A 19,955-nucleotide genomic window follows, 5' to 3' on the forward strand; every position below is an offset into this window, starting at 1 on the left:
TCGCGTCAGGAAATCTCTTGCTGCGCGTTGGAGATCCGACAGTCACCCCTGCGCTCCAGGTTTGGCGAAGCGCGACAGCGCCCATACGGGGGTTGACGTGAGCGAAGGAACGAGCACCTCAACGGCGGCCGACGGCATGGGCACAGCCGACCGCACACCGGATCTGCCGGATGTCCGCTTCAGCCTGCCGGCTGTCCCCGCCAACGTCGCACTCGTGCGACAGGCGCTCGCCGGCTTCGCGGACTCGCTGCGGATCGACCCCGCGCGCGCGGCCGACATGAAGATCGCCATCACCGAGGCGTGCACCAACGCGGTCGTGCACGCCTACGAGAACCACGACGGCCCGCTCGACGTGACGATGGCGGTCGACCACGAGCGGCTCGTGCTGACCGTGCGCGACCGTGGTCACGGCCTGCGCCCGCTGCCGTCGGAGGGCGACGGTCCGCCGCTCGGCTTCGGCCTCGCGCTGATCGCCTCGCTGTCGGACGAGTTCGGGATCGCCGGCGGCCGCCGCGGCACCGAGGTGCGGATCGCCTTCGACCTCGCGAGCGCCGACGAGGACGCGCCGCCGCTCGTCGCCCAGCTGTCGCGCGACACGGTCCCGCCGCCTGCCGGCGTCTCGCTGTCACTCGCGCCCGGCGACTACGGCGCCGCCGTCCTCGGCCGCGTCGTCTCGCTCGTCGCCGCCCGCGCCGACTTCTCGATCGACCGCCTCTCCGACGCCCAGATCGTCAGCGACGCGATCGCCGGCGCGGCCGGCGCGCACGCGCTCGACGGCAGCGGCCGCACGCAGGTCGAGCTGGACGAGCACGACGACGGCTTCGACCTCGTGATCGGCCCGCTCGTCAGCGGCGGCGCGCAGCAGCTCGTGCGCGACACGGAGCTGCCCGGTCTCGGCTGTCTGCTCGAGCGGCTCGCCGACCAGCTCGCGGTCGAGCAGCTGCCGGACGGCGGCGAGCGGCTGCGCGCGCGGCTCGCGACACGCGGCTGACAGCGCTCCTGCAAGGAACCGCGTTCCCCACGCGCCGACGCCGATCGCAGCAAAACTGACAGCGCGTCTGACACCACGTCAAGACGGTTCGACGTGGCGGCGTTCTGCTGACGCCAATACGCTGTTTCCCGATGTCGAGCGGGAATGCCTTCGTACGAGTGCTGGAAGAGGACCCGGAGCTGGCCGCGGGTCTTGACCCGACCAGCCTCCAGCTGGCGACGCGCCATGCGATCGCGGCCGTCGAGACGATCGCGCCCGGGGTGTGGGATCCGGTCAGGCCTGCCGACGGCGGCAGCGGCCACTTCGGCCTGCTCGTGCTCGACGGGCTGCTGATGCGCGACGTGACGTTCGCGAGAGCGGCCTGCACGGAGCTGCTCGGCCGCGGCGACCTGCTGCGACCGTGGGACTGGGAGCGCGAGGTCGTGACGGTCCGCCCCGACGTCGTCTGGACCGCGCTGCAGCCGGTTCGCCTGGCGGTGCTCGACCGTCGCATCACCGCGATCCTCGGCCGCTGGCCGGAGCTGATCAGCGCCGTCGCGGCGCGCGCGGTGCGGCGCTCGGCCGAGCTGGCGACCTCGCAGGCGACGAGTCACCTGACGCGCGTCGACGCGCGCCTGGAGCTGCTCTTCTGGGGCCTCGCCGACCGCTGGGGCCGCGTCGGCCCCGACGGCGTCGTGCTGGAGCTGCCGCTGACCCACCAGGTGCTCGGCAGGCTGATCGGCGCGCAGCGGCCGTCGGTGACGACCGCGCTCTCCGACCTCGCCAGGCGCAGAGTCGTCGAGCGGCGCGACGACGGCGCATGGATCCTGCGCGGCGATCCGCCGACCGCCGCCGCAGGCGTCGACTAGATCGCTACGCGCAGTTCGGCCACGGCGAGGTGCCGCGGGCGTTGTAGAGCTTCAGCGCACGCCGGTCCTGCTCGGCCTCCGAGGCGCGGGCCGGATCGCCGGCACGGCCGTAGGAGGCCCACGTCGAGCGGTCGAACTGGTACTTGCCACGGTAGGTGCCGTCGGGCGAGATCGCGGTCGGGTCGCCGCCGGACTCGCACTGGGCGATCTTGTCGAGGATCGCCGGCAGGCGCACGCTGGACCCGCTGCTGTCGGAGCGCGCACGCAGCGACTGCGCCTGGGCGGTCGCGAGGCTGACGCCGAGCGCGCGCGCCGTCTGCGGGCCGACGACGCCGTCGACCTCGAGGCCCTTGTCGCCCTGGAAGCGGCGGACCGCCTTCTCCGTCTGCGGCCCGAAGGCGCCGTCGGCCGGGACGCCGAGCTTCTTCTGCACCTGCACGACCGCCGGGCCGGAGCTGCCCTTCTTCAGCACGCCGCCGTCGGTCGAGGCGGCGAAGGCGCCGCCGGCGCCGAGCGTCAGCGCCGTCACGAGCACCGCCACCATGCTGCGCGAGCCGCGCTGGCGACGGCGGCGGCGCAGCGCGCTCAGGCGGCGCGTGTGCGAGCGCTCGCGGGAGCGGTCCCAGCGTTCGGGGCGAGCAAGATCGTCAGCGTCCACGTCGGGACAGGTCGCAGGCATGAAGCCTCCATGTGGTCTCTTTCGGTGCCTACGAGGTGAGCTGACGGGCTCGCGCTGAAAGAGTGCGCTACGCCTCCGGAGCCCTCAGATGGCTGAGTGGCTGGTGGCGATTCGCCCCGTGGGCCGGACGGATCCGGCCCGATTGGGTCCCCCGCTCCCCGCCGTCGTGACGACGGGAACTCGGCAATATGCGTCTGTCTGCTGACAGAGGATCGCAGATCTCGCCGTCGTGCGGCCCCGACGCGGTGCGCGCGGGCACGTGCGGCTCGCGCGCGCGACGGTCTAACCTGAGCCCATGACGACCCTTCCCGCCACCAACCAGGAGCCCGCGGACGACGAGGTCGCCGGCGTCGCTTGGAACCTCGAGCCGCTCGTCGACGGGCAGGGCGAGGAGGGCGTCCGCAGACAGCTCTCAGAGGGCGCCGAGCGCGCTGAGGCGTTCTCCGCCCGCTATGCCGGCAGACTCGCCGAGCTCGACGCCGCCGGGCTGATCGCGGCGATGCGAGAGCTGGCCGACCTGCACGACCTCGTCGGCCGGGCCGGCTCCTACGCCTCGCTGCGCTTCGCCGTCGACACCGCCGACCCGCAGATCGGCGCGCTGCTTCAGCACGTGCAGGAGCGCGCGACCGCGATCCAGACCTCGCTGCTGTTCTTCGAGCTGGAGTGGGCCGCGCTGCCGGACGAGCGCGCGGAGGAGCTGCTGAGCGGCGAGGGCAGCGAGTTCTTCGCCCACTACCTGCGCACCGAGCGCCGTTACCGCCCGTTCCTGCTGACCGAGCCGGAGGAGCGGATCCTTGCCGAGAAGGGGATCAGCGGCGCGAGCGCCTGGACGCGGCTGTTCGCCGAGCTGATGTCGGCACTGGAGGTGAAGCTGCCGCAGCAGCAGGACGCGGTCTCGCTGGAGCAGGCGCTGGCGCTGCTCTCCGGCCCCGACCGCGAGGAGCGCCGCGGCGCCGCGGAGGCGGTCACCGAGGCGCTCGCGCCCGGCCTGCGCACGCGCGCCTACATCTTCAACACGCTGCTGCACGACAAGGCCGTCGACGACCGCCTGCGCAGCTACCCGAACTGGCTGACGGCGCGCAACCTCGCCAACGAGGCGAGCGACGAGTCGGTCCAGGCGCTCGTGACCGCGGTCCGCAACCGCTTCGACGTGCCGCAGCGCTGGTACAAGCTGAAGGCGAGGCTGATCGGCGTCGACAAGCTCGCCGACTACGACCGCGCGGCGACCGTCTCCGACGTCGACGAGCGCTTCAGCTGGAGCGAGGCGCGCGAGCTGGTGCTCGACGCCTACGGCTCCTTCACGCCCGAGCTGGGCAACCTCGCGCAGCGCTTCTTCGACGAGCAGTGGATCGACGCGCCGGTGCGGCCGGGCAAGCGCGGCGGCGCCTTCTGCTCCTACACGGTCCCCTCCGCGCACCCGTACGTGCTGCTCAACTACACCGCCCGCCGCCGCGACGTGCTGACGCTCGCGCACGAGCTCGGGCACGGCGTCCACGCGGCGCTGGCGGCGCCGCAGGGCGTCTTCCACCAGAGCACGCCGCTGACGCTGGCGGAGACGGCCTCGGTCTTCGGCGAGACGCTCGTCTTCGGGCGGCTGCTGGAGGCGGCCGAGAGCCCCGCCTCGCGCCTGTCGCTGCTGTCGGAGTCGATCGAGGGCGCGATCGCGACCGTCTTCCGGCAGACGGCGATGCACAACTTCGAGCAGGAGATCCACACCGCCCGCCGCGAGCAGGGCGAGCTGCCCGTCGAGCAGTTCGGGGCGCTGTGGGAGAAGACGCAGGAGGAGCTGTTCGGCGACGCCGTCGAGGTGACCGAGGGCTACAAGACGTGGTGGTCGTACATCCCCCACTTCATCAACACGCCCGGGTACGTCTACGCCTACGCCTACGGGCAGCTGCTGGCGCTGTCGGTCTACCGCCGCTACGAGCAGGAGGGCGCCTCGTTCGTGCCCGACTACCTCAAGATGCTGTCGGCCGGCGGCTCGCTGGCGCCGGAGGAGCTGGGCAGGCTGGTCGGCCTCGACCTGACCGACCCGGGCTTCTGGGATGCCGGCCTGGCGCTCGTCGAGGAGCAGCTGGTGAAGGCCGAGCAGGCGGCCTCGGAGGCCGGGCGGATCTAGGGCAGCAGGACTCTGCGCACCACGGTCCGCTGTACCAGCAGCGGCCGTGCTGCGGCGCGGTTCGGCGTGGCGCCGGCGCGCGCGGTGGTCGCCATCGTCGCGCCGGGCGCGTTGCGGCAGCCGAACTGGAACCAGTTCGCGCGGCTGTACCACCACTCGCCGGGCGCCAGCCCGGTCCACATCGGGCTGTTGGTGCAGTTGGCGACGTGACCGTTGCCGGCGTAGTGGCCGAGCTCGTGGACGATCACCGTCTGCAGGTCGACCTTGTCGGCCGGCGGCGGCCCGGGTCCGACCCACCACGGCACGTTGACGGCAAGGCTGAGGTCACGCTCGACCACGCGCTCGCCGACGACGCGCGTGCGGCCGTTCTCGCGGCGGTAGTAGCGGATCGTGCGGATTCTGGTGACGCCGAGCGCGACGCTCGGGACGTCCTTCGCGAAGCCGACGTAGTCGCGCCGGTCGCCGCTGCGCGTGGCGCGCGTCGTCGTGCCGGCGAGCCTGAGCCCCCAGCGGCTGGCGGCGACCTTGGCGATCACCGCGTAGCGCTTGGCGCCGACCGAGCGCGGGATGTTGGCCGTGCTGAGCGTGTACGCGTAGGCGCGGCGGACGCCGACCGAGCGCGGGATCGCGCTGCGGACGAGGTCGCGGCCGTTCGGGTCGGGCTTGGCCGGCGGCGTCGTCGGGGCGCTCGGCACGTCGTAGGTCGCCTCCGCCAGCAGCGCCGCCTGGCCGCCCGCGACGGCGTAGAGGCATGCGCGCTTGGGGCCGGCGTAGATCCACGGCCGCTCCTGCCACTGGGCGGTCGCCTGCTGCGGCTGGGCGCCGCTGGCGTCATCGAAGACGGGGCCGCTCCAGCCGGCGCTCGTGAGCGTCGTCGTGCAGGCGCTGGAGGCGGCGACGGTCGTGACGAACGGCTGGTAGGCGCAGCCGCTGCTCGCGTCGCACTGCTGCGAGAGCGTGACCGCGGCGGTGACCGTGACGGGCGTCGTCGCGCCGCTCGGCGCGCTCGGCTGCGTGACGGCGAGGGTGCCCTGGAAGCTGCCGGCGGCTGTGGCCGGAGCTGCCGCGACGGCAAGCGCCACGGCTGTTGCAAGTCCGCACGTCAGGAGGGTGAGCCGTCGCGCCATCCGCTCTTCATCGTAGGCGGGCGGATGGCGCGGCGACCGGGCCTGGCGCGTCGGCGCTGCGTGTCCGGGCGCGCGGCAGGCGCGCGCCCGGCGCCGGGCTCACAGCTCCGACGCCGACCGCTGCGTCAGCAGGTCGGCCTTGACGCGCTGGTGAAACTGGGCGCGCTCGACGAGCACCTCGGCGAGCTTCTCGGGGTCGACTCTGTACTCGCCCGAGGCGACCTGCTTGGCGAGCAGGCGGACGCGGGAGGAACGGGTTATGCGGTCTCTGCGACCGGAGCTGGTGAGGCGGTGGACGTGGTCGTTGACGACGACCATGGCGGGACTCCTTTGATCTCTGATTCGACGGATGAGCCGGCGCCCGTCTGCGGGGCGGCTCGGGTGGGGTCGATCAGAGAGCGGGTGGAGCGCGCGCGGAGTCGTCGGAGGTCGGCGTCGCCGAGTTGCTCGCGAACGAGCAGGGCGGCGCGACCGTCTCGGCCTGCGCGAGCTGCGCGCTGACCGAGCCGACGAGGATCGCGAAGAAGCTGACGCCGGCGACGGAGCCGTTGCCGGGGGCCGCCGCGGCGCTCGAGTTGAGCGGCGACGAGGGTGAGTCGAAGGGGCTGACGGGCGGGCCGCGGACCGTGCTCGGCGCGTCCGCGCCGCGCTGTCTGCGCTCGGCCTTGACGACCGCGACGCGCGTCGTGCCGGCGACCGGCGCCGGCGCGGCGGCCGCGACGATCTCCGGCCCGCAGAAGATGCCGTTGGCGACGGGTGACGCGCTGTGGGCCGCGGCGGTGTCCGGCGTCGCCGGCACGATGCCGAGCTCGACCAGCGCCTTGCGGACGATCCGCTTCGTCGCCGCGTCACGCGCGGCGGCGGCGTCGGCGTCTCTGACGGCCGGGTCGGCTCTGCTGCCGGGCATCGGGACCGTCGGCGTCGCGAGCGGCGCGACCGTGGCGGGCACGGCGGCGCTGTCGGCCGAGCTGACGACCGGCGCGCTCTGCGGCTGCTGCAGCTGCGGCTGCGGCTGGTCGACGACGCTCGCTCTCAGCGTGCCCGAGCCGGAGGGCGCCTTCGGCGTCGTCTCTGCCGGCTTCGGCGTCGTGTCGGCGGGCGCGGGGCGGGGGTCTCTCGTCGCCGGTCTGTCGTCGACCGGCGCGTCGTCCGCCGGGACCGTGGGCGCGGGCGCCGGGTCGGCCGGGGCGGGATCGACGGGCGCCGGGTCGACCGGCAGCGGCTCGGCCGGCGCGGGATCGACCGGCGGTGCGGGATCGACGGGCGCGGGGTCGACGGGGGGATCGACAGGCGGGTCGACCGGAGGATCGACGGGCGGGTCGACCGTCGGGTCTCTCGGCTGGTCGCCGCCGCCGGGCTGGCCGTTGTCGCCGGGCTGGCCGTTGGTGCCGCCGTCGGCCGGCGGGACCGGGTCGGTCGCCGCCGGGTCGGACTGCGGCTGCTGGGGCGGGGTGTCGACGACCGGCTGGTCGGTGGGCGCCGAGCTGTCGTCGCCCTCGCCGGCGGTCGGCGCCTGCGGCAGCGACTGGTCGTCGTGCCGCGCGACGGGCGCGGCGTCGGCCGCGTCCGGCGTCGCCGCGAAGGCGGAGCCGGCGGCACCCGGGATCAGCAGCGCGACGAGCGCCAGCAGCACGGTCACGGCCGTACGGGACCGGCGCCGAGCGGCGCTGCGATCCTGCGGGGCGTGAGCGATCAGGCGGTCGTGCATGAAAAGAAGGCGGTCCGGAGACTCTATGAGACTCCTCGACCATTCAGGCGCGGAGCTTGAGAATCCCCTTCGGTTCCCGTCGCGTACGGGGTCGCGCGGTCCGGGCGCTGACCTCGTCAGCCTATTCGTCCCGGCGCGCGGGCGCTAGCCCACGGCGCCGATCGCGCCCGGGTTGGCGTCCAGCCACGCGCCGAGCCCCTGCGGCGGACGGCCGCTGACGCGCTGCACCGCGTCGGAGACGACCGCCATCTCGCCGCTCGCGATCGCCGCGTAGGATGTCACCCACCCCTCGATCTCCCATGCTGCCGCGCCGCTGCCGGCGCGCGACGCGCGCGCCTCCTCCAGCGTCTCCGGCACGTACGTGACCGGCCGCCCGGCGCGCTCCGCCAGCAGCGCCGCCGTCTCGGCGACGGTCATCAGCGCCGGGCCGGTCAGGTCGTATGTCTGTCCAACGTGCTCGTCGGGCGCGAGCAGCACCGCGGCCGCGACCGCCGCGACGTCGTCGCGCGTCACCCAGGCGATCGACCCCTCCCCCGCCGGGCCGCGGATGACGCCGTCGGCGCCGACCCAGTACGGCACCAGATCGGCGTAGAGGCTCGGGCGCAGGAAGCTGAACGACGCCCCGCTTGCGCGCACGTGCTGCTCGGTCGCGAAGTGGTCGCGCGCGAACGTGAAGGTCGCGTCGGGCGCGGCGGCGAGGAACGACAGGTAGACGATCCGCTCGACGCCGGCGGCGCGCGCCGCGTCGATCGCCGCGACGTGCTCGGCGACGCGGTCGGCCGCCTCCTTGGCGGAGACGAGCAGCAGCGTGCTCGCGCCCTCGCAGGCGGCGCGGATCGCGGCGCCGTCGGCATAGCCGCCGGGCGCGACGGCGACCGTCGCGCCCGCCCCGCCGTCCGGCAGCGACGGCGCCCGCTCGGCATCTCGCACCAGCAGCCGCTGGCCGGCGCCGGCCTCGCTCAGCAGGCGTGCGACGCGGCTGCCGATCGCGCCGCTGGCGCCCGTCACGACGATCGTCTCGCTCATGCGGGCGAGTATGCCCGTCCGCGCCCGCCGGGCCTGCATCGCGGCGGCGCGGCCGCGCCCGCCGCGCCCGCCTCAGCCGCCGCGCCGCCGCCGCGCCGCGCCCCAGCCGTTCGTGAGCAGGAAGGCGGCGAACGTCTGCAACGCGTGCTCGCCGGCCCACGGCTCGCGCCCGCGGCCGATCCGCTGCAGCTGGCGGGTGTGCCAGAAGAGGTCGATCGCGCTGTCGAGTCTGCGCACGCCGAGCCCTCTCTTGCCGGCGTCCACACGCGCGCGCGTGCCCGCGAGCAGCTCGCCGACGGCGTCCGGGTGGAGCGCCAGCGGGCGGCCGATGCCGACGACGTCGCAGGCGCCGGAGCCGATCGCCGCCGCCATCCCCTCCAGCGAGCGGAAGCCGCCGGTCACCATCAGCGGCAGCCCCGGAACGCGCTCGCGCACGCGCTCGGCGTAGTCGAGGAAGTAGGCCTCGCGCGCGGCGGTCGAGGCGCGCTGCGGCGCGCTGTCGCCGTCGGAGCCGCCCATCATCGCCGGCGACTCGTACGTCCCGCCGCTGATCTCGACCAGGTCGACGCCGGCCTCCGCCAGCGCCGCGACGACCTCGACCGACTCGTCCTCGCTGAAGCCGCCGCGCTGGAAGTCGGCCGAGTTGAGCTTGATCCCGACCGCGAAGTCGTCGCCGACGGCGGCGCGCACGGCGCCGACGACCTCCAGCGCGAAGCGGCGGCGGCGCTCGGCGTCGCCGCCCCACTCGTCCTCGCGGACGTTCGCGCGCGGCGACAGGAACTGCGAGATCAGGTAGCCGTGGGCGCCGTGCAGCTGGACGCCGTCGAAGCCGGCGTCGCGCACGACGGCGGCGGTCGTCGCGAAGCGGGCGACGATCTGCTCGATCTCGTGCGGTGTCAGCGCCCGCGGCGTGACCGCGCCGGGCAGCTTCGGCGCGACCGCGCTGGGGCCGACCGGGTGCGCGCCGGCGATCCGCAGCGCCTGCCGGCCGGGGTGGTTGACCTGCACCCACAGGGCCGACCCGCCGGCGCGCCCGGCGTCCGCCCAGCGGCGCAGCGCCGGCAGGTCGCGCGCGTCCTCGACGACGACGTTGCGCGGCTCGCCGACGTGACGCCGGTCGATCATCACGTTGCCGGTGATGACGAGCCCGGCGCCGTCGCGGCCCCAGCGCTCGTAGAGGCGGTCGAGCTGCTGCGTCGGGCGGTTGGAGCGGTCGCCGAGCTGCTCGCTCATCGCCGCCTTCGCGATCCGGTTGGGGAGCACGGCGCCGCACGGCAGCGGCAGCGCCTCGGCAAGTGTCGCGGTCGTCATCGGCGCGATGGTACCGTGCGGTACCAATGCTCACGCCGGTTGCCGAAGACGAGCCGGGAGAGACGCTCGACAGCGCCCGCGAGCGGCTCGTCTGCGGCATGAACGAGGCGGTCTCCGCGAAGGGCTACGCGGCGACCACGATCGCCGACGTGGTGCGCGCCGCGCGCGTCTCCAAGCGCACCTTCTACGAGCGCTTCGACGACAAGCTCGACTGCTTCCTGGCCGCCTACGACGCCGCCTCGGCGCACGTCATCGGCGCGCAGGAGGCGGCCGCCGAGCGCTCCGCCGGGCAGCCGTGGGAGGCGCGCGTGGAGGCCGTCGTCGCCGCCTACCTCGACGCGATGGCGGCACGCCCCGAGCTGACGCGCACCTTCCTCGTCGAGATCCTCGGCGCCGGCCCGCAGGCGCTCGTGCACCGGCGCGAGGCGCTCGACCGCTTCGCCGACGCGCTCGTCTCCTTCGCGAGCGAGCTGCGGCGCGACGAGCCGCGGCTGCGGCCGGTCTCGCGCACGCTTGCGACAGCGGTCGTCGGGGGCATCAACGAACTGGTGCTGAGCGCGGCCGAGCACGGTCGCGCCGGCGAGCTGGACGGGCTGCGCGAGCCGGCGGTGGACCTGATCCGCTCCGTCCTGCGGGGCGAATCGGAGCTGCCGGACGTAACCACGAGAGGCGGAGGAGCGAGTTGAGCGAGCGGACGATCCCCGACCTGCGCGACAAGGTCGCGCTCGTCACCGGCGGCGCCAGCGGCATCGGCCGGTTGACCGCGTTCGCGCTGGCGGCGGCCGGCGCCGAGGTCGTCGTCGCAGACCTCGACGGCGCCGGCGCGGCCGAGGTCGCCGACAGAGTCGGCGGGCATGCCTTCGTGCTCGACGTCAGCGACCTCGAGGCCAACCACGCCGCCGTCGCCTTCGCGCAGGAGCAGGCCGGCGGCCTCGACCTCGTGCTGCTGAACGCCGGCGTCACCAGCGACACGATGATCGGCGAGCAGTTCGACCTGTCGCTCTACCGCCGCGCGATGGGCGTCAACCTCGACGGCGTCGTCTTCGGCACGCAGGCCGCCCTGCCCGCCCTGCGCGAGCGCGGCGGCGGCGCGATCGTCGCGACCGCCTCGCTCGCCGGCCTCACCGCCGTGCCGCTGGACGCGATCTACGCCGCCAACAAGCACGCGGTCGTCGGCCTCACGCGCTCGCTCGGCCCGCTGCTGGCGACTGAGGGAATCCGCTTCAACGCCGTCTGCCCGACCTTCGCCGAGACGCCGCTGATCGCGCACGTCAGAGACGGGCTGCGCCAGGCCGGCTTCGAGCTGCTCGACCCTGCGATCGTCGCCGACACCGCGCTGCGGCTGTTCGGCGGCGAGGGCAGCGGCGAGTGCTGGTTCGTGCAGATCGGACGCGAGCCGGCGCCGTTCCAGTTCCGCAACATCCCCGGGCCGCGCACGGAACCGCGCGAGGAGGAGCAGGCGTGAAGGCGATCGAGATCGCAGAGGAGACCGGCCCGCAGATCGCGCTGCGGCTCGTCCGCCGCGACGAGCCGACGCCCGACCAGACGCTGACCGGCGGCGAGGGCGTCGTCGTCGAGGTGCACGCGACCGGCGTCTCCTTCCCGGAGCTGCTGCAGACCCGCGGCCTGTACCAGGTCAAGCCGCCGACGCCGTTCGTGCCGGGCAGCGAGGTCGCCGGGATCGTCCGCTCCGCACCGGCCGGAGCGCACGTCAGAGCGGGCGACCGCGTCGCCGCCTTCCCGATGCTCGGCGGCTGGGCCGAGGTCGCCGTCGCGCCGACGTTCATGACCTTCCCGCTGCCCGAGCAGCTCGACTTCGCGCAGGGCGCGGCGCTGATCCTCAACTACCACACGGCGTGGTTCGCGCTGAGACTGCGCGGGCGGCTCGCGGCCGGCGAGACGGTGCTCGTGCACGGCGCCGCCGGCGGCGTCGGCACGGCCTCGCTGCAGGTCGCGAAGGGGCTCGGCGCGCGCACGATCGCGGTCGTCTCCAGCGATGAGAAGGAGCAGGTCGCGCGCGCGGCCGGCGCCGACGAGGTCGTCCGCGCCGACGGCTTCAAGGACGCGGTGAAGCAGCTGGGCGGCGCCGACGTCGTGCTCGACCCGGTCGGCGGCGACCGCTTCACCGACTCGCTGCGGACGCTCAACGAGGACGGCCGCGCCGTCGTCGTCGGCTTCACCGCCGGCTCGATCCCCGAGGTGAGAGTCAACCGCCTGCTGCTCAACAACGTCAGCGTCGTCGGCGCCGGCTGGGGCGCCTACGTGCTGAAGCACACCGAGGTGAACCAGCAGATCGGCGGCGAGCTGCACGCGCTGATCGAGCGCGGCGTCGTCGCGCCGCTGGTCGGCGCGCGGCTGCCGCTGGAGCAGGCGGCCGACGCGCTGATGCTGCTGGAGGAACGGCGCGCGACCGGCAAGGTCGTGCTGGACGTACGAACCTGACCGCGAGGAGAGAGAACGGATGGACTTCGAGCTGAGCGACCGCGCCAAGCAGTACCAGGAGCGGCTGCAGGCGTTCATGGACGAACGCGTCTACCCGGCCGAGGCGGTCTACATCGAGCAGGTGCGCGCCGGCGACACGCCGCACGTCCACCCGCCGGTGATGGAGGAGCTGAAGGAGGAGGCGCGCGCTCGCGGCCTCTGGAACCTGTTCCTGCCTGACCCCGCGCACGGCCCCGGCCTGTCGTACCTGGAGTACGCGCCGCTGGCGGAGCTGATGGGCCGCACGACGATCGCCGCCGAGGCGACCAACTGCAACGCCCCCGACACCGGCAACATGGAGGTGCTGCACCAGTTCGGCAGCGAGGCGCAGAAGGACCGCTGGCTGCAGCCGCTGCTCGACGGCGAGATCCGCTCGGCGTTCGCGATGACCGAGCCCGACGTCGCCTCCTCCGACGCGACCAACGTGCAGCTCTCGATGGTGCGCGACGGCGACGAGCTGGTCCTCAACGGCCGCAAGTGGTGGACGACCGGCGTCATGCACCCGAGATGCAGAGTGCTGATCGTGATGGGCAAGACCGATCCGGAGGCGCACGCCTACGCGCAGCAGTCGATGGTGCTCGTGCCGCTGGAGACGCCCGGCCTGGAGATCGTCCGCTCGCTGCCGGTCTTCGGCTACCACGACCCGGAGGGCCACGGCGAGCTGAGCTTCACCGACGTGCGCGTCCCGTTCGAGAACGTGATCGCGCAGCCGGGCGCGGGCTTCCTGATCGCGCAGGCGCGGCTCGGGCCGGGCCGCATCCACCACTGCATGCGCGCGATCGGCGCGGCTGAGCGGGCGCTGGAGCTGATGTGCGCTCGCGCGGACGCGCGCGAGACGTTCGGCAAGCCGGTCTCGACCCGCTCCAACATCCGCGACTGGATCGCGGAGGCGCGGATCGAGCTGGAGATGCTGCGGCTGCTCGTCTTCAAGACCGCCTGGCTGGTCGACCGCGTCGGCGGCAAGAACGCCCGCATCGAGGTCGCGGCGATCAAGGTCGCGGCGCCGAACATCGCGCTGAAGATCATCGACCGCGCGATCCAGGTGCACGGCGGCGGCGGCGTCTCCGACGACACGCCGCTGGCGTACATGTACGCGCACATGCGCACGCTGCGGCTCGCCGACGGGCCCGACGAGGTCCACAAGCTGTCGATCGCGCGGCGCGAGCTGCGGCGTCAGCGGGGCGAGGAGGAGCCGGTCCTTTGAGCGCACCCGCCGGCGCCCGTTCGGAGGACCGCGCCGTCCGCGAGGAGGACGCCTTCGACGTCGGCGCCGTCGACGCGTGGCTGCGCGGCGCCTCGCCCGGCGCCGACCTGCCGGACGGGCTGCCGCAGGTGCGGCAGTTCGCCGGCGGCGCGTCGAACCTGACGTACCTGCTGCGGTACGCCGACCGCGACCTGATCCTGCGCCGCCCGCCGGCCGGGACGAAGGCCGCCTCGGCGCACGACATGGCGCGCGAGTACCGCATCCAGGCGGCGCTGAAGCCGGTCTTCGGCGCCGTCCCGGCGGTCGTCGCACTGTGCCGGGACGCGGCCGTGATCGACAGCGACTTCTACGTGATGGAGCGCGTCGCCGGCGTGATCCCGCGTCGCTCGATGCCGCCGGAGATCGGCACCGACCCGGCGCTGATGCGCGCGCTCGGGGACCGCTTCGTCGATCTGCTCGTCGAGCTGCACCGCGTCGACGTGCAGGCGGCCGGGCTCGCCGACCTGAGCCGCGGCGACGGCTACGTCGCACGCCAGGTCGCCGGCTGGAGCGAGCGCTACACGCGCGCGAAGACCTGGAACGTGCCCTCGTTCGCGGGCGTGATCGCGTGGCTGAGAGAGCGCCAGCCGGCCGACGTCGGCGCCTGCCTGATCCACAACGACTACCGCCTCGACAACCTCGTGCTCGACCCGGCGCAGCCGACGAACGTGCGCGCGGTGCTCGACTGGGAGCTGGCGACGATCGGCGACCCGCTGATGGACCTCGGCAGCTCGCTCGCCTACTGGATCGAGCCCGGCGACGGCCGCGGCGCGCAGCAGTTCCGCAGACAGCCGTCGCACCTGCCGGGGATGCCGACCCGCCGCGAGATCGTCGAGCGCTACTGCGCGGCGACCGGCCTCTCCCCGGGTGACTGGCCGTTCTACGAGGTCTTCGGCATGTTCCGCCTCGCCGGCATCGCCCAGCAGATCTACTACCGCTACCACCACGGCCAGACCCGGAACCCGGCCTTCAAGCGCTTCTGGCTCGCCGCGCACGTGCTGGAGCGGCGCTGCCGCAAGACGATGCGCGCGGCGGGCTGAGACCGCGAGGCGCCGGCTCAGCCGACGGGGACGATCGCGCCGCGCTGGACCGGCGCGCGCCTACGCACCCGTAACGCGAAGAAGCCCCGCTCACCAGAGCGGGGCTTCTTCGTCTGCAGTGGAGACGCCGGGAATTGAACCCGGGTCCGCAGCCGCACGACAATGGCGTCTACGAGCATAGCCAGCGCTCTGTTCTCGTCCCGCGCTCGCCTCGCTGGCGGGGTTGCGCGGGACCAGCCTCCTGAAAAATGTCCCCGATTCGACAGAGGCGGATCTCCTCGGGTGAGCCTGCTTCTGATTCCGGCGATCCCCGCGGCAGGCTGGCGAGGGCCGAAACCTCACGGCTCTAGCTAGGTGCTAGGCGGCGAGGGCGTACTCGTGAGAGTCCGCACGTATGGTTTTTCCGGTGGTTTTGCGAGGCCAACCGGAACCTCGGCTCGCAACCATTCCCATGAATCGACCACGTCGAAGCCTGTCGTCCCCGGGAAAGACTCTTGCCCGTCCAGTCTAGCCGACAGCGCCTGCCACAATCGATCTGAGATGGAGCAGCGCAACTGGCTTCCCCCCAACACGCCGACCCCGCCGCCCCCGGCGTGGGACGGCGCGCCCGCGCCGCACGCGCCCGCGCCCGGCCCGCCGCCGCACGATCCGCCCGAGCCGCAGCGGCCGCCGTCGAGGCTGCGGCGGCTGTTCGGCCCGCTGCTCGTCGTCGTCGCGGCGATCGCCAGATTCCTCGGCCCGCTGAAGGGCCTGCTGCTGGCGCTGCCGAAGCTGAAGCTGCTGACGACCTCCGGCACGATGCTCGTCTCGGTCGCCGCCTACGCGCTGATCTGGGGCTGGAAGTTCGCGCTCGGCTTCGTGCTGCTGCTGCTCGTGCACGAGCTCGGCCACGTGATCCAGCTGCGGCGTGAGGGGATCGAGGCGAGCGCACCGATGTTCATCCCCTTCCTCGGCGCCGTCGTCTCGGCCAAGTCGCTCGGCGACGACGCCGCGGCGGAGGCGCGCGTCGGTCTCGCCGGCCCGGTGCTCGGCTCGCTCGGCGCGGCCGCGCTGCTGATCCCGTGGCAGCTGACCGGCGACGAGTTCTGGCAGGCGCTCGCGTTCACCGGCTTCTTCCTGAACCTCTTCAATCTGATGCCGGTCGTGCCGCTCGACGGCGGCCGCGCGATGGCGGCGATGACGCCGTGGATGTGGTTCGTCGGACTGTTCGTGATGGTCATGGTCGCGTTCGTCTTCCCCAACCCGATCATCATCATCATCGCCGTCTTCGCCGCCTTCGAGACGTGGCGGCGCTGGAAGCAGCTGAGAGAGGGCGGCGAGCAGGTCGCCTCCTACTACCGCGTCACGCCGCGCCAGCGGCTGCTGGTCGGCATCGTCTACATCGGCCTGATCGCGCTGCTGGTGCTGGGGATGGACGCGACCCACCTGGCGCGCACCTTCGCGGACGCGTAGGTCGCGTGGCGGCGGCCGCAGGCGCCATCGCCGTCGCCGCGACCGCCGCCACCGCCGCAGAGCGTTCCCACAACGACGTGCGGCCGGCGCGTTCAACGCACCGGCCGCCGATGGACTGACATCCAGTCGCTCGCGGAAGCTGGACAACGCTTGCGCAAGCGGCGGATCCCCCGCCCGCCGTCGTCGCCGCCGCGCGGGGATGCCGCGACGCGACCGACGGGCGAGGGCCCGCTGTGCTGCGTCTAGCTCTCGGCGATGCCGGCGACGGCCGAGTGCCGCTGGCGAGAGACCACACCGGTGAGCGCGACGAGCAGGCTGACGAACGAGAGGCCGGCGATCACGCCGAGCGCCGGCTTGTAGGCGTCCAGCAGCACCTGCGGATCGGTCGACGCGCCCGCCTGCGAGAGGACGATCGCCGAGGCGACGGCGAGCACGACCGCGCCGCCGATCTGGAACGAGGTGTTGACGAGGCCCGAGGCGAGCCCCTGCTCGTGGTCGGCGATGCCGGCCGTCGCCTGCATGTTGAGCGCAGGGAAGGTCAGCGCGAAGCCGACGCCGAGCAGCAGCATCGTCGGCAGGATCGTCGTCACGTACGAGGGCGACTCGTCGATCCGCAGGAACAGCAGATAGCCGGCGATGAAGGCGACGAAGCCGCCGACGATCAGCGGCTGGGTGCCGATGCGGTCGGCGACCGTGCCGATCCGCGGCGCGACGGCCGCGACCAGCAGGCCGGCCGGCAGGAAGGCGAGCGCCGTCTCCAGCGCGCTCCAGCCGAGCAGGTTCTGCAGGTACAGCGTCGCGATGAACTGGAACGCGACGTAGCTGCCGAAGACGCCGACGGCGCCGAGGTTGGCCCGCACGAGCGAGCCGGACTTGAAGATCCCGAGCCGCACGAGCGGATGCTTGACGCGCTGCTCGAGCGTGATGAAGGTCGCCAGCAGCGCGACGACGATCGCGAAGCCGCCGAGCGTCTGCGCCGAGGCCCAGCCGTGGTCGGGCGCGGTCACGACGGTGCGCACGAGCAGCAGCATCGCGGCGCTGACGGTGACGGCGCCGCCGACGTCGAAGCTCTTGCGCTCGTTCGGGTCCGGCTTGTCCTTCGCGATCAGCTTGATGCCGGCGAGCAGCACGATCAGCGCGATCGGGCCGGGCACGAGGAAGGTCCAGCGCCAGCCGAGCTCGGTCAGCAGGCCGCCGAGGATCAGGCCGGCGGAGAAGCCGGTCGCGCCGATGCCGGCGTAGATCGCCAGCGCTCTGTTGCGGACGTGGCCCTCGGGGAAGGTCGTCGTCACGATCGAGAGGCCGGCGGGGACCGTGAAGGCCGCGCTGACGCCCTTGATGAAGCGGGTCGCGATCAGGATCGTCCCGTCGTTCGCGATGCCGCCGAGGACGGAGGCGACGGCGAAGACGGCGACCGCGGCGAGGAAGACCTTGCGGCGGCCGAGGATGTCGGCGGTGCGGCCGCCGAGCAGCAGGAGACCGCCGTATCCGAGCACGTAGCCGGAGACGACCCACTGGAGGTCGCTGGTGGAGAGGCCGAGGTCGGCCCCGATCGACGGCAGTGCGACGCCGACCATCGAGACGTCGAGCCCGTCGAGGAAGAGTGCTCCGCAGAGCACGAGCAGCGCCCCCCACAGGCGGGCGTCCCAGTGGTTCTCGCGGGTCGCCTCGTCTGCCGGGGCGGCAGTCGGTGGAGAGAGGGTTGCGGTCATGGCCGGAGAGAATACATGCATGTGCAAAGATTGCAGATGAAAATTATGTGAAGGCAAATATTGTGACTGTCTGGTATAATCCGCGCGTCATGACGATTATCCGAAGCAAGCCGACCACGGCCCGCGACGACGATCAGCTCGTCGCCCAGTGGCGCGAGCTGCTCGACCGTCACGCCCGCACCACCTGCGCGTTGGAGAAGGTCCTGCAGGAACGCCACCAGCTCGGCGTCAGCGAGTTCGAGGTGCTGGAGCGCCTCGCCTGCTGCGACGCCGAGCAGCACCGCATGCAGGGCCTTGCGGACACCGTCCACCTCAGCCAGAGCGCGCTCTCGCGGCTGATCGGCCGGCTCGAGGCCGACGGCCTCGTCACGCGCTCGATGTGCGCGGTCGACCGCCGCGGCATCTTCGCCTGCCTCACGCCGGCCGGCAGAGAGCGCTACGAGGCGGCGAAGCCGACCCAGCGCCAGCTGCTGGCCGAGCTGCTGAACGACTAGAGGCCCCTCGCCGGGCCGCCCTGCGCTTTCGGCGTGCTTTGTGGCACGCTAGATGGCCATGGCAAGAAAGGCCAAGAAGAAGGTCGCTCCCGGCGACGTCGCGACGAACCGCCAGGCGCGGTTCCGTTACAACCTGCTCGACACCTACGAGGCCGGCATCGTGCTGACCGGCACCGAGGTCAAGTCGCTGCGCGACGGCGGTGCGCAGATGAAGGACGCCTACGCGCTCGTCAGAGGCGGCGAGGTGTGGCTGCTGAACATGCACATCCCGCCGTACGTCGCCGCCTACCGCGACAACCACCTGCCCGAGCGGGACCGCAAGCTGCTGCTGCACAGACGCGAGATCGAGAGACTGGTCGGCAGAGTCAGAGAGAGAGGCCTGACGCTCGTGCCGACGCGGATCTACTTCAGAGGGCCGCGCGCGAAGGTCGAGATCGCGCTCGCACAGGGCAAGGACATGTTCGACAAGCGGCAGTCGATCAAGGAGCGCGACACCAAGCGCGAGATCGCCCGCGCCAAGCGCGACTACGAGCGCTGAGCGCTCAGACGACCTGCGCGGCGGCGTGGCCCGAGGCCCACGCCCACTGGAAGTTGAAGCCGCCGAGGTGGCCGCTGACGTCGAGCACCTCGCCGATGAAGTACAGCCCCGGGCTCCTGCGCGACTCCATCGTCTTCGACGACACCTCGCGCGTGTCGACGCCGCCGAGCGTGACCTCCGCCGTGCGGTAGCCCTCGGTGCCGGCCGGCGCCACCCGCCAGGCGGCGAGCCTGTCGGCGATCGCGCGCAGCTCGGCCGGCGTGTGCTGCTTCATCGGCTTGGCGGCGAACCAGCGCTCGACCAGCAGCGCCGCCAGCTTCTTCGTGAAGACCTCCCCCAGCACCGTCTTCAGCTCGCTGTTGGGGCGCGCGGCCTGCTCGCGCTGCAGCCATTCGAACGCGTCGCGGTCGGCCAGCAGGTTGATCTCGACGACGTCGCCGGGCCGCCAGAAGGAGGAGATCTGCAGGATCGCCGGGCCGCTGAGGCCGCGGTGGGTGAAGAGGATGTTCTCGCGGAAGCTCTCGCCGTTGCAGCTGACGACGCACTCCTCCACCGATGTGCCCGACAGCTCGGCGCACAGCTCCCTGAGCGGGCCCGAGAGCGTGAACGGCACGAGCCCGGCGCGGGTCGGCAGGACGCTGTGGCCGAACTGGCGCGCGACCTCGTAGCCGAAGCCGGTCGCGCCGAGCGTCGGGATCGAGAGGCCGCCGGTCGCGACCACCAGCGACGCCGCGGCGACCGGCCCGAGGTCGGTCTCCAGCAGGTAGCCGTCGTCGCGCCGCTCGATCTGCTGCACCGCGGTTCTCAGGTGCAGCTCGACGCCGGCCCGCCGGCACTCCTCCAGCAGCAGCTCGAGGATGTCCTTGGAGCGGTTGTCGCAGAACAGCTGGCCGAGCTTCTTCTCGTGGTAGGGCACGCCGTGCTCGCTGACCAGCGCGATGAAGTCCCACGGCGTGTAGCGCGCCAGGGCCGACTTGCAGAAGTGCGGGTTGGCCGAGGCGAAGTTGGCCGGCTCCGCGTACATGTTGGTGAAGTTGCAGCGGCCGCCGCCGGACATGAGGATCTTCTTGCCGGCCTTGTTGCTGTGGTCCAGCAGCAGCACCTGCCGGCCGCGCGCGGCAGCGGTCATCGCGCACATCAGCCCGGCGGCGCCTGCGCCGATGATCACGACGTCGGTCGAACGCAC

The 19,955-nt window shown here is 73.0% G+C and carries 19 protein-coding genes, 1 other RNA gene and 1 riboswitch; of the genes, 11 read left to right on the forward strand and 9 right to left on the reverse strand.

The genetic code is table 11. The annotated features are described in order from the left end of the window. Window positions 1-97: 97 nt before the first annotated feature. Together Q7L73_RS19690 and Q7L73_RS19695 are read left to right on the forward strand one after the other, a co-directional pair. Complete coding sequence (locus Q7L73_RS19690) at window positions 98-991, forward strand: ATP-binding protein (RefSeq protein ID WP_304691299.1); 894 nt, start codon at window positions 98-100, stop codon at window positions 989-991. 131 nt (window positions 992-1,122) lie between these two features. Further along, window positions 1,123-1,839: a helix-turn-helix domain-containing protein gene (locus Q7L73_RS19695; RefSeq protein WP_304691300.1), complete on the forward strand. Its 717-nt coding sequence runs from the start codon at window positions 1,123-1,125 to the stop codon at window positions 1,837-1,839. A gap of 4 nt (window positions 1,840-1,843) precedes the next feature. Here Q7L73_RS19695 and Q7L73_RS19700 read toward each other — a convergent pair whose 3' ends face one another. Next, a complete protein-coding gene (locus Q7L73_RS19700; RefSeq protein ID WP_304691301.1) occupies window positions 1,844-2,497 on the reverse strand; it encodes a transglycosylase family protein in 654 nt (217 codons plus the stop codon). 30 nt (window positions 2,498-2,527) lie between these two features. Then, a riboswitch (cyclic di-AMP (ydaO/yuaA leader) is annotated at window positions 2,528-2,714 on the reverse strand. Window positions 2,715-2,813: 99 nt separating this feature from the next. Here Q7L73_RS19700 and Q7L73_RS19705 point away from each other — a divergent pair. Beyond that, on the forward strand, window positions 2,814-4,637 hold the full coding sequence (locus tag Q7L73_RS19705; RefSeq protein ID WP_304691302.1) for a M3 family oligoendopeptidase: 1,824 nt from the start codon (window positions 2,814-2,816) through the stop codon (window positions 4,635-4,637). Here Q7L73_RS19705 and Q7L73_RS19710 read toward each other — a convergent pair. From Q7L73_RS19710 to Q7L73_RS19730, 5 genes are all read right to left on the reverse strand, one after another. Further along, the gene (locus Q7L73_RS19710) at window positions 4,634-5,764 is read right to left on the reverse strand and encodes a hypothetical protein (protein ID WP_304691303.1); all 1,131 of its coding nucleotides are present in this window, start codon (window positions 5,762-5,764) and stop codon (window positions 4,634-4,636) included. The two genes, Q7L73_RS19705 and Q7L73_RS19710, sit on opposite strands and share 4 nt — an antisense overlap. Window positions 5,765-5,863: 99 nt before the next feature. Further along, complete coding sequence (locus Q7L73_RS19715; RefSeq protein ID WP_304691304.1) at window positions 5,864-6,082, reverse strand: flagellar biosynthesis anti-sigma factor FlgM; 219 nt, start codon at window positions 6,080-6,082, stop codon at window positions 5,864-5,866. A gap of 73 nt (window positions 6,083-6,155) precedes the next feature. Next, window positions 6,156-7,403: a hypothetical protein gene (locus Q7L73_RS19720; RefSeq protein WP_304691305.1), complete on the reverse strand. Its 1,248-nt coding sequence runs from the start codon at window positions 7,401-7,403 to the stop codon at window positions 6,156-6,158. 213 nt (window positions 7,404-7,616) lie between these two features. After that, window positions 7,617-8,498 (reverse strand): NAD(P)H-binding protein, encoded by an 882-nt coding sequence (locus Q7L73_RS19725; RefSeq protein WP_304691306.1) that lies wholly within the window; start codon window positions 8,496-8,498, stop codon window positions 7,617-7,619. A 72-nt stretch (window positions 8,499-8,570) separates the two neighbouring features. Beyond that, a complete protein-coding gene (locus tag Q7L73_RS19730) occupies window positions 8,571-9,809 on the reverse strand; it encodes an NADH:flavin oxidoreductase/NADH oxidase family protein (protein ID WP_304691307.1) in 1,239 nt (412 codons plus the stop codon). A gap of 26 nt (window positions 9,810-9,835) precedes the next feature. Between Q7L73_RS19730 and Q7L73_RS19735 the strand changes: the two genes are divergently transcribed. From Q7L73_RS19735 to Q7L73_RS19755, 5 genes are read left to right on the forward strand one after another with little or no spacing between them, the layout of a single operon-like run. Further along, the gene (locus Q7L73_RS19735; RefSeq protein WP_304691308.1) at window positions 9,836-10,495 is read left to right on the forward strand and encodes a TetR/AcrR family transcriptional regulator; all 660 of its coding nucleotides are present in this window, start codon (window positions 9,836-9,838) and stop codon (window positions 10,493-10,495) included. Continuing rightward, complete coding sequence (locus Q7L73_RS19740; protein WP_304691309.1) at window positions 10,492-11,274, forward strand: SDR family oxidoreductase; 783 nt, start codon at window positions 10,492-10,494, stop codon at window positions 11,272-11,274. The genes Q7L73_RS19735 and Q7L73_RS19740 overlap by 4 nt, the downstream gene beginning before the upstream one ends. Further along, a complete protein-coding gene (locus tag Q7L73_RS19745; protein WP_304691310.1) occupies window positions 11,271-12,251 on the forward strand; it encodes an NADPH:quinone oxidoreductase family protein in 981 nt (326 codons plus the stop codon). The genes Q7L73_RS19740 and Q7L73_RS19745 overlap by 4 nt, the downstream gene beginning before the upstream one ends. 19 nt (window positions 12,252-12,270) lie before the next feature. Then, window positions 12,271-13,494 carry an acyl-CoA dehydrogenase family protein gene (locus Q7L73_RS19750; protein WP_304691311.1) on the forward strand — a complete coding sequence of 408 codons (1,224 nt, stop codon included), beginning with the start codon at window positions 12,271-12,273 and terminating at the stop codon, window positions 13,492-13,494. Then, entirely contained in the window at window positions 13,491-14,573 is a 1,083-nt protein-coding gene (locus Q7L73_RS19755) for a phosphotransferase family protein (protein ID WP_304691312.1), read from the forward strand. Before Q7L73_RS19750 ends, Q7L73_RS19755 begins: the two co-directional genes overlap by 4 nt. Window positions 14,574-14,689: 116 nt before the next feature. Here Q7L73_RS19755 and ssrA read toward each other — a convergent pair. Beyond that, window positions 14,690-15,056, reverse strand: a transfer-messenger RNA (tmRNA) gene (ssrA, locus tag Q7L73_RS19760). A gap of 57 nt (window positions 15,057-15,113) precedes the next feature. Between ssrA and Q7L73_RS19765 the strand changes: the two genes are divergently transcribed. Then, window positions 15,114-16,025, forward strand: coding sequence for a site-2 protease family protein (locus tag Q7L73_RS19765; protein ID WP_304691313.1), 912 nt, complete (start codon window positions 15,114-15,116; stop codon window positions 16,023-16,025). Between the two features lie 242 nt (window positions 16,026-16,267). Here the strand turns inward: Q7L73_RS19765 and Q7L73_RS19770 are convergent, their stop codons facing one another. Continuing rightward, window positions 16,268-17,737 (reverse strand): MFS transporter, encoded by a 1,470-nt coding sequence (locus tag Q7L73_RS19770; protein WP_304691314.1) that lies wholly within the window; start codon window positions 17,735-17,737, stop codon window positions 16,268-16,270. Between the two features lie 89 nt (window positions 17,738-17,826). On the opposite strand from Q7L73_RS19770, the gene Q7L73_RS19775 reads away from it, so the two are divergent. Together Q7L73_RS19775 and smpB are read left to right on the forward strand one after the other, a co-directional pair. After that, the gene (locus tag Q7L73_RS19775) at window positions 17,827-18,231 is read left to right on the forward strand and encodes a MarR family winged helix-turn-helix transcriptional regulator (RefSeq protein ID WP_304691315.1); all 405 of its coding nucleotides are present in this window, start codon (window positions 17,827-17,829) and stop codon (window positions 18,229-18,231) included. 52 nt (window positions 18,232-18,283) lie between these two features. After that, window positions 18,284-18,769 carry an SsrA-binding protein SmpB gene (gene smpB / locus Q7L73_RS19780; RefSeq protein ID WP_370552405.1) on the forward strand — a complete coding sequence of 162 codons (486 nt, stop codon included), beginning with the start codon at window positions 18,284-18,286 and terminating at the stop codon, window positions 18,767-18,769. Between the two features lie 4 nt (window positions 18,770-18,773). On the opposite strand, the gene Q7L73_RS19785 is transcribed toward smpB, so the two are convergent. Next, window positions 18,774-19,955, reverse strand: a complete 1,182-nt coding sequence (locus Q7L73_RS19785; RefSeq protein WP_304691317.1) for an NAD(P)/FAD-dependent oxidoreductase — start codon at window positions 19,953-19,955, stop codon at window positions 18,774-18,776.

This window comes from Conexibacter sp. CPCC 205762, assembly GCF_030646155.1.
Taxonomy (GTDB): Bacteria; Actinomycetota; Thermoleophilia; order Solirubrobacterales; family Solirubrobacteraceae; genus Conexibacter.

Bases quoted from the DNA above. Each gene is read 5' to 3' on its own strand.
- Q7L73_RS19730 (WP_304691307.1), bottom strand. From the start codon at position 9,809: ATGACGACCGCGACACTTGCCGAGGCGCTGCCGCTGCCGTGCGGCGCC.
- Q7L73_RS19735 (WP_304691308.1), top strand. From the start codon at position 9,836: ATGCTCACGCCGGTTGCCGAAGACGAGCCGGGAGAGACGCTCGACAGC.
- Q7L73_RS19710 (WP_304691303.1), bottom strand. From the start codon at position 5,764: ATGGCGCGACGGCTCACCCTCCTGACGTGCGGACTTGCAACAGCCGTG.
- Q7L73_RS19770 (WP_304691314.1), bottom strand. From the start codon at position 17,737: ATGACCGCAACCCTCTCTCCACCGACTGCCGCCCCGGCAGACGAGGCG.
- Q7L73_RS19750 (WP_304691311.1), top strand. From the start codon at position 12,271: ATGGACTTCGAGCTGAGCGACCGCGCCAAGCAGTACCAGGAGCGGCTG.
- Q7L73_RS19705 (WP_304691302.1), top strand. From the start codon at position 2,814: ATGACGACCCTTCCCGCCACCAACCAGGAGCCCGCGGACGACGAGGTC.
- Q7L73_RS19695 (WP_304691300.1), top strand. From the start codon at position 1,123: ATGTCGAGCGGGAATGCCTTCGTACGAGTGCTGGAAGAGGACCCGGAG.
- Q7L73_RS19775 (WP_304691315.1), top strand. From the start codon at position 17,827: ATGACGATTATCCGAAGCAAGCCGACCACGGCCCGCGACGACGATCAG.
- Q7L73_RS19715 (WP_304691304.1), bottom strand. From the start codon at position 6,082: ATGGTCGTCGTCAACGACCACGTCCACCGCCTCACCAGCTCCGGTCGC.
- smpB (WP_370552405.1), top strand. From the start codon at position 18,284: ATGGCCATGGCAAGAAAGGCCAAGAAGAAGGTCGCTCCCGGCGACGTC.
- Q7L73_RS19725 (WP_304691306.1), bottom strand. From the start codon at position 8,498: ATGAGCGAGACGATCGTCGTGACGGGCGCCAGCGGCGCGATCGGCAGC.
- Q7L73_RS19765 (WP_304691313.1), top strand. From the start codon at position 15,114: ATGGAGCAGCGCAACTGGCTTCCCCCCAACACGCCGACCCCGCCGCCC.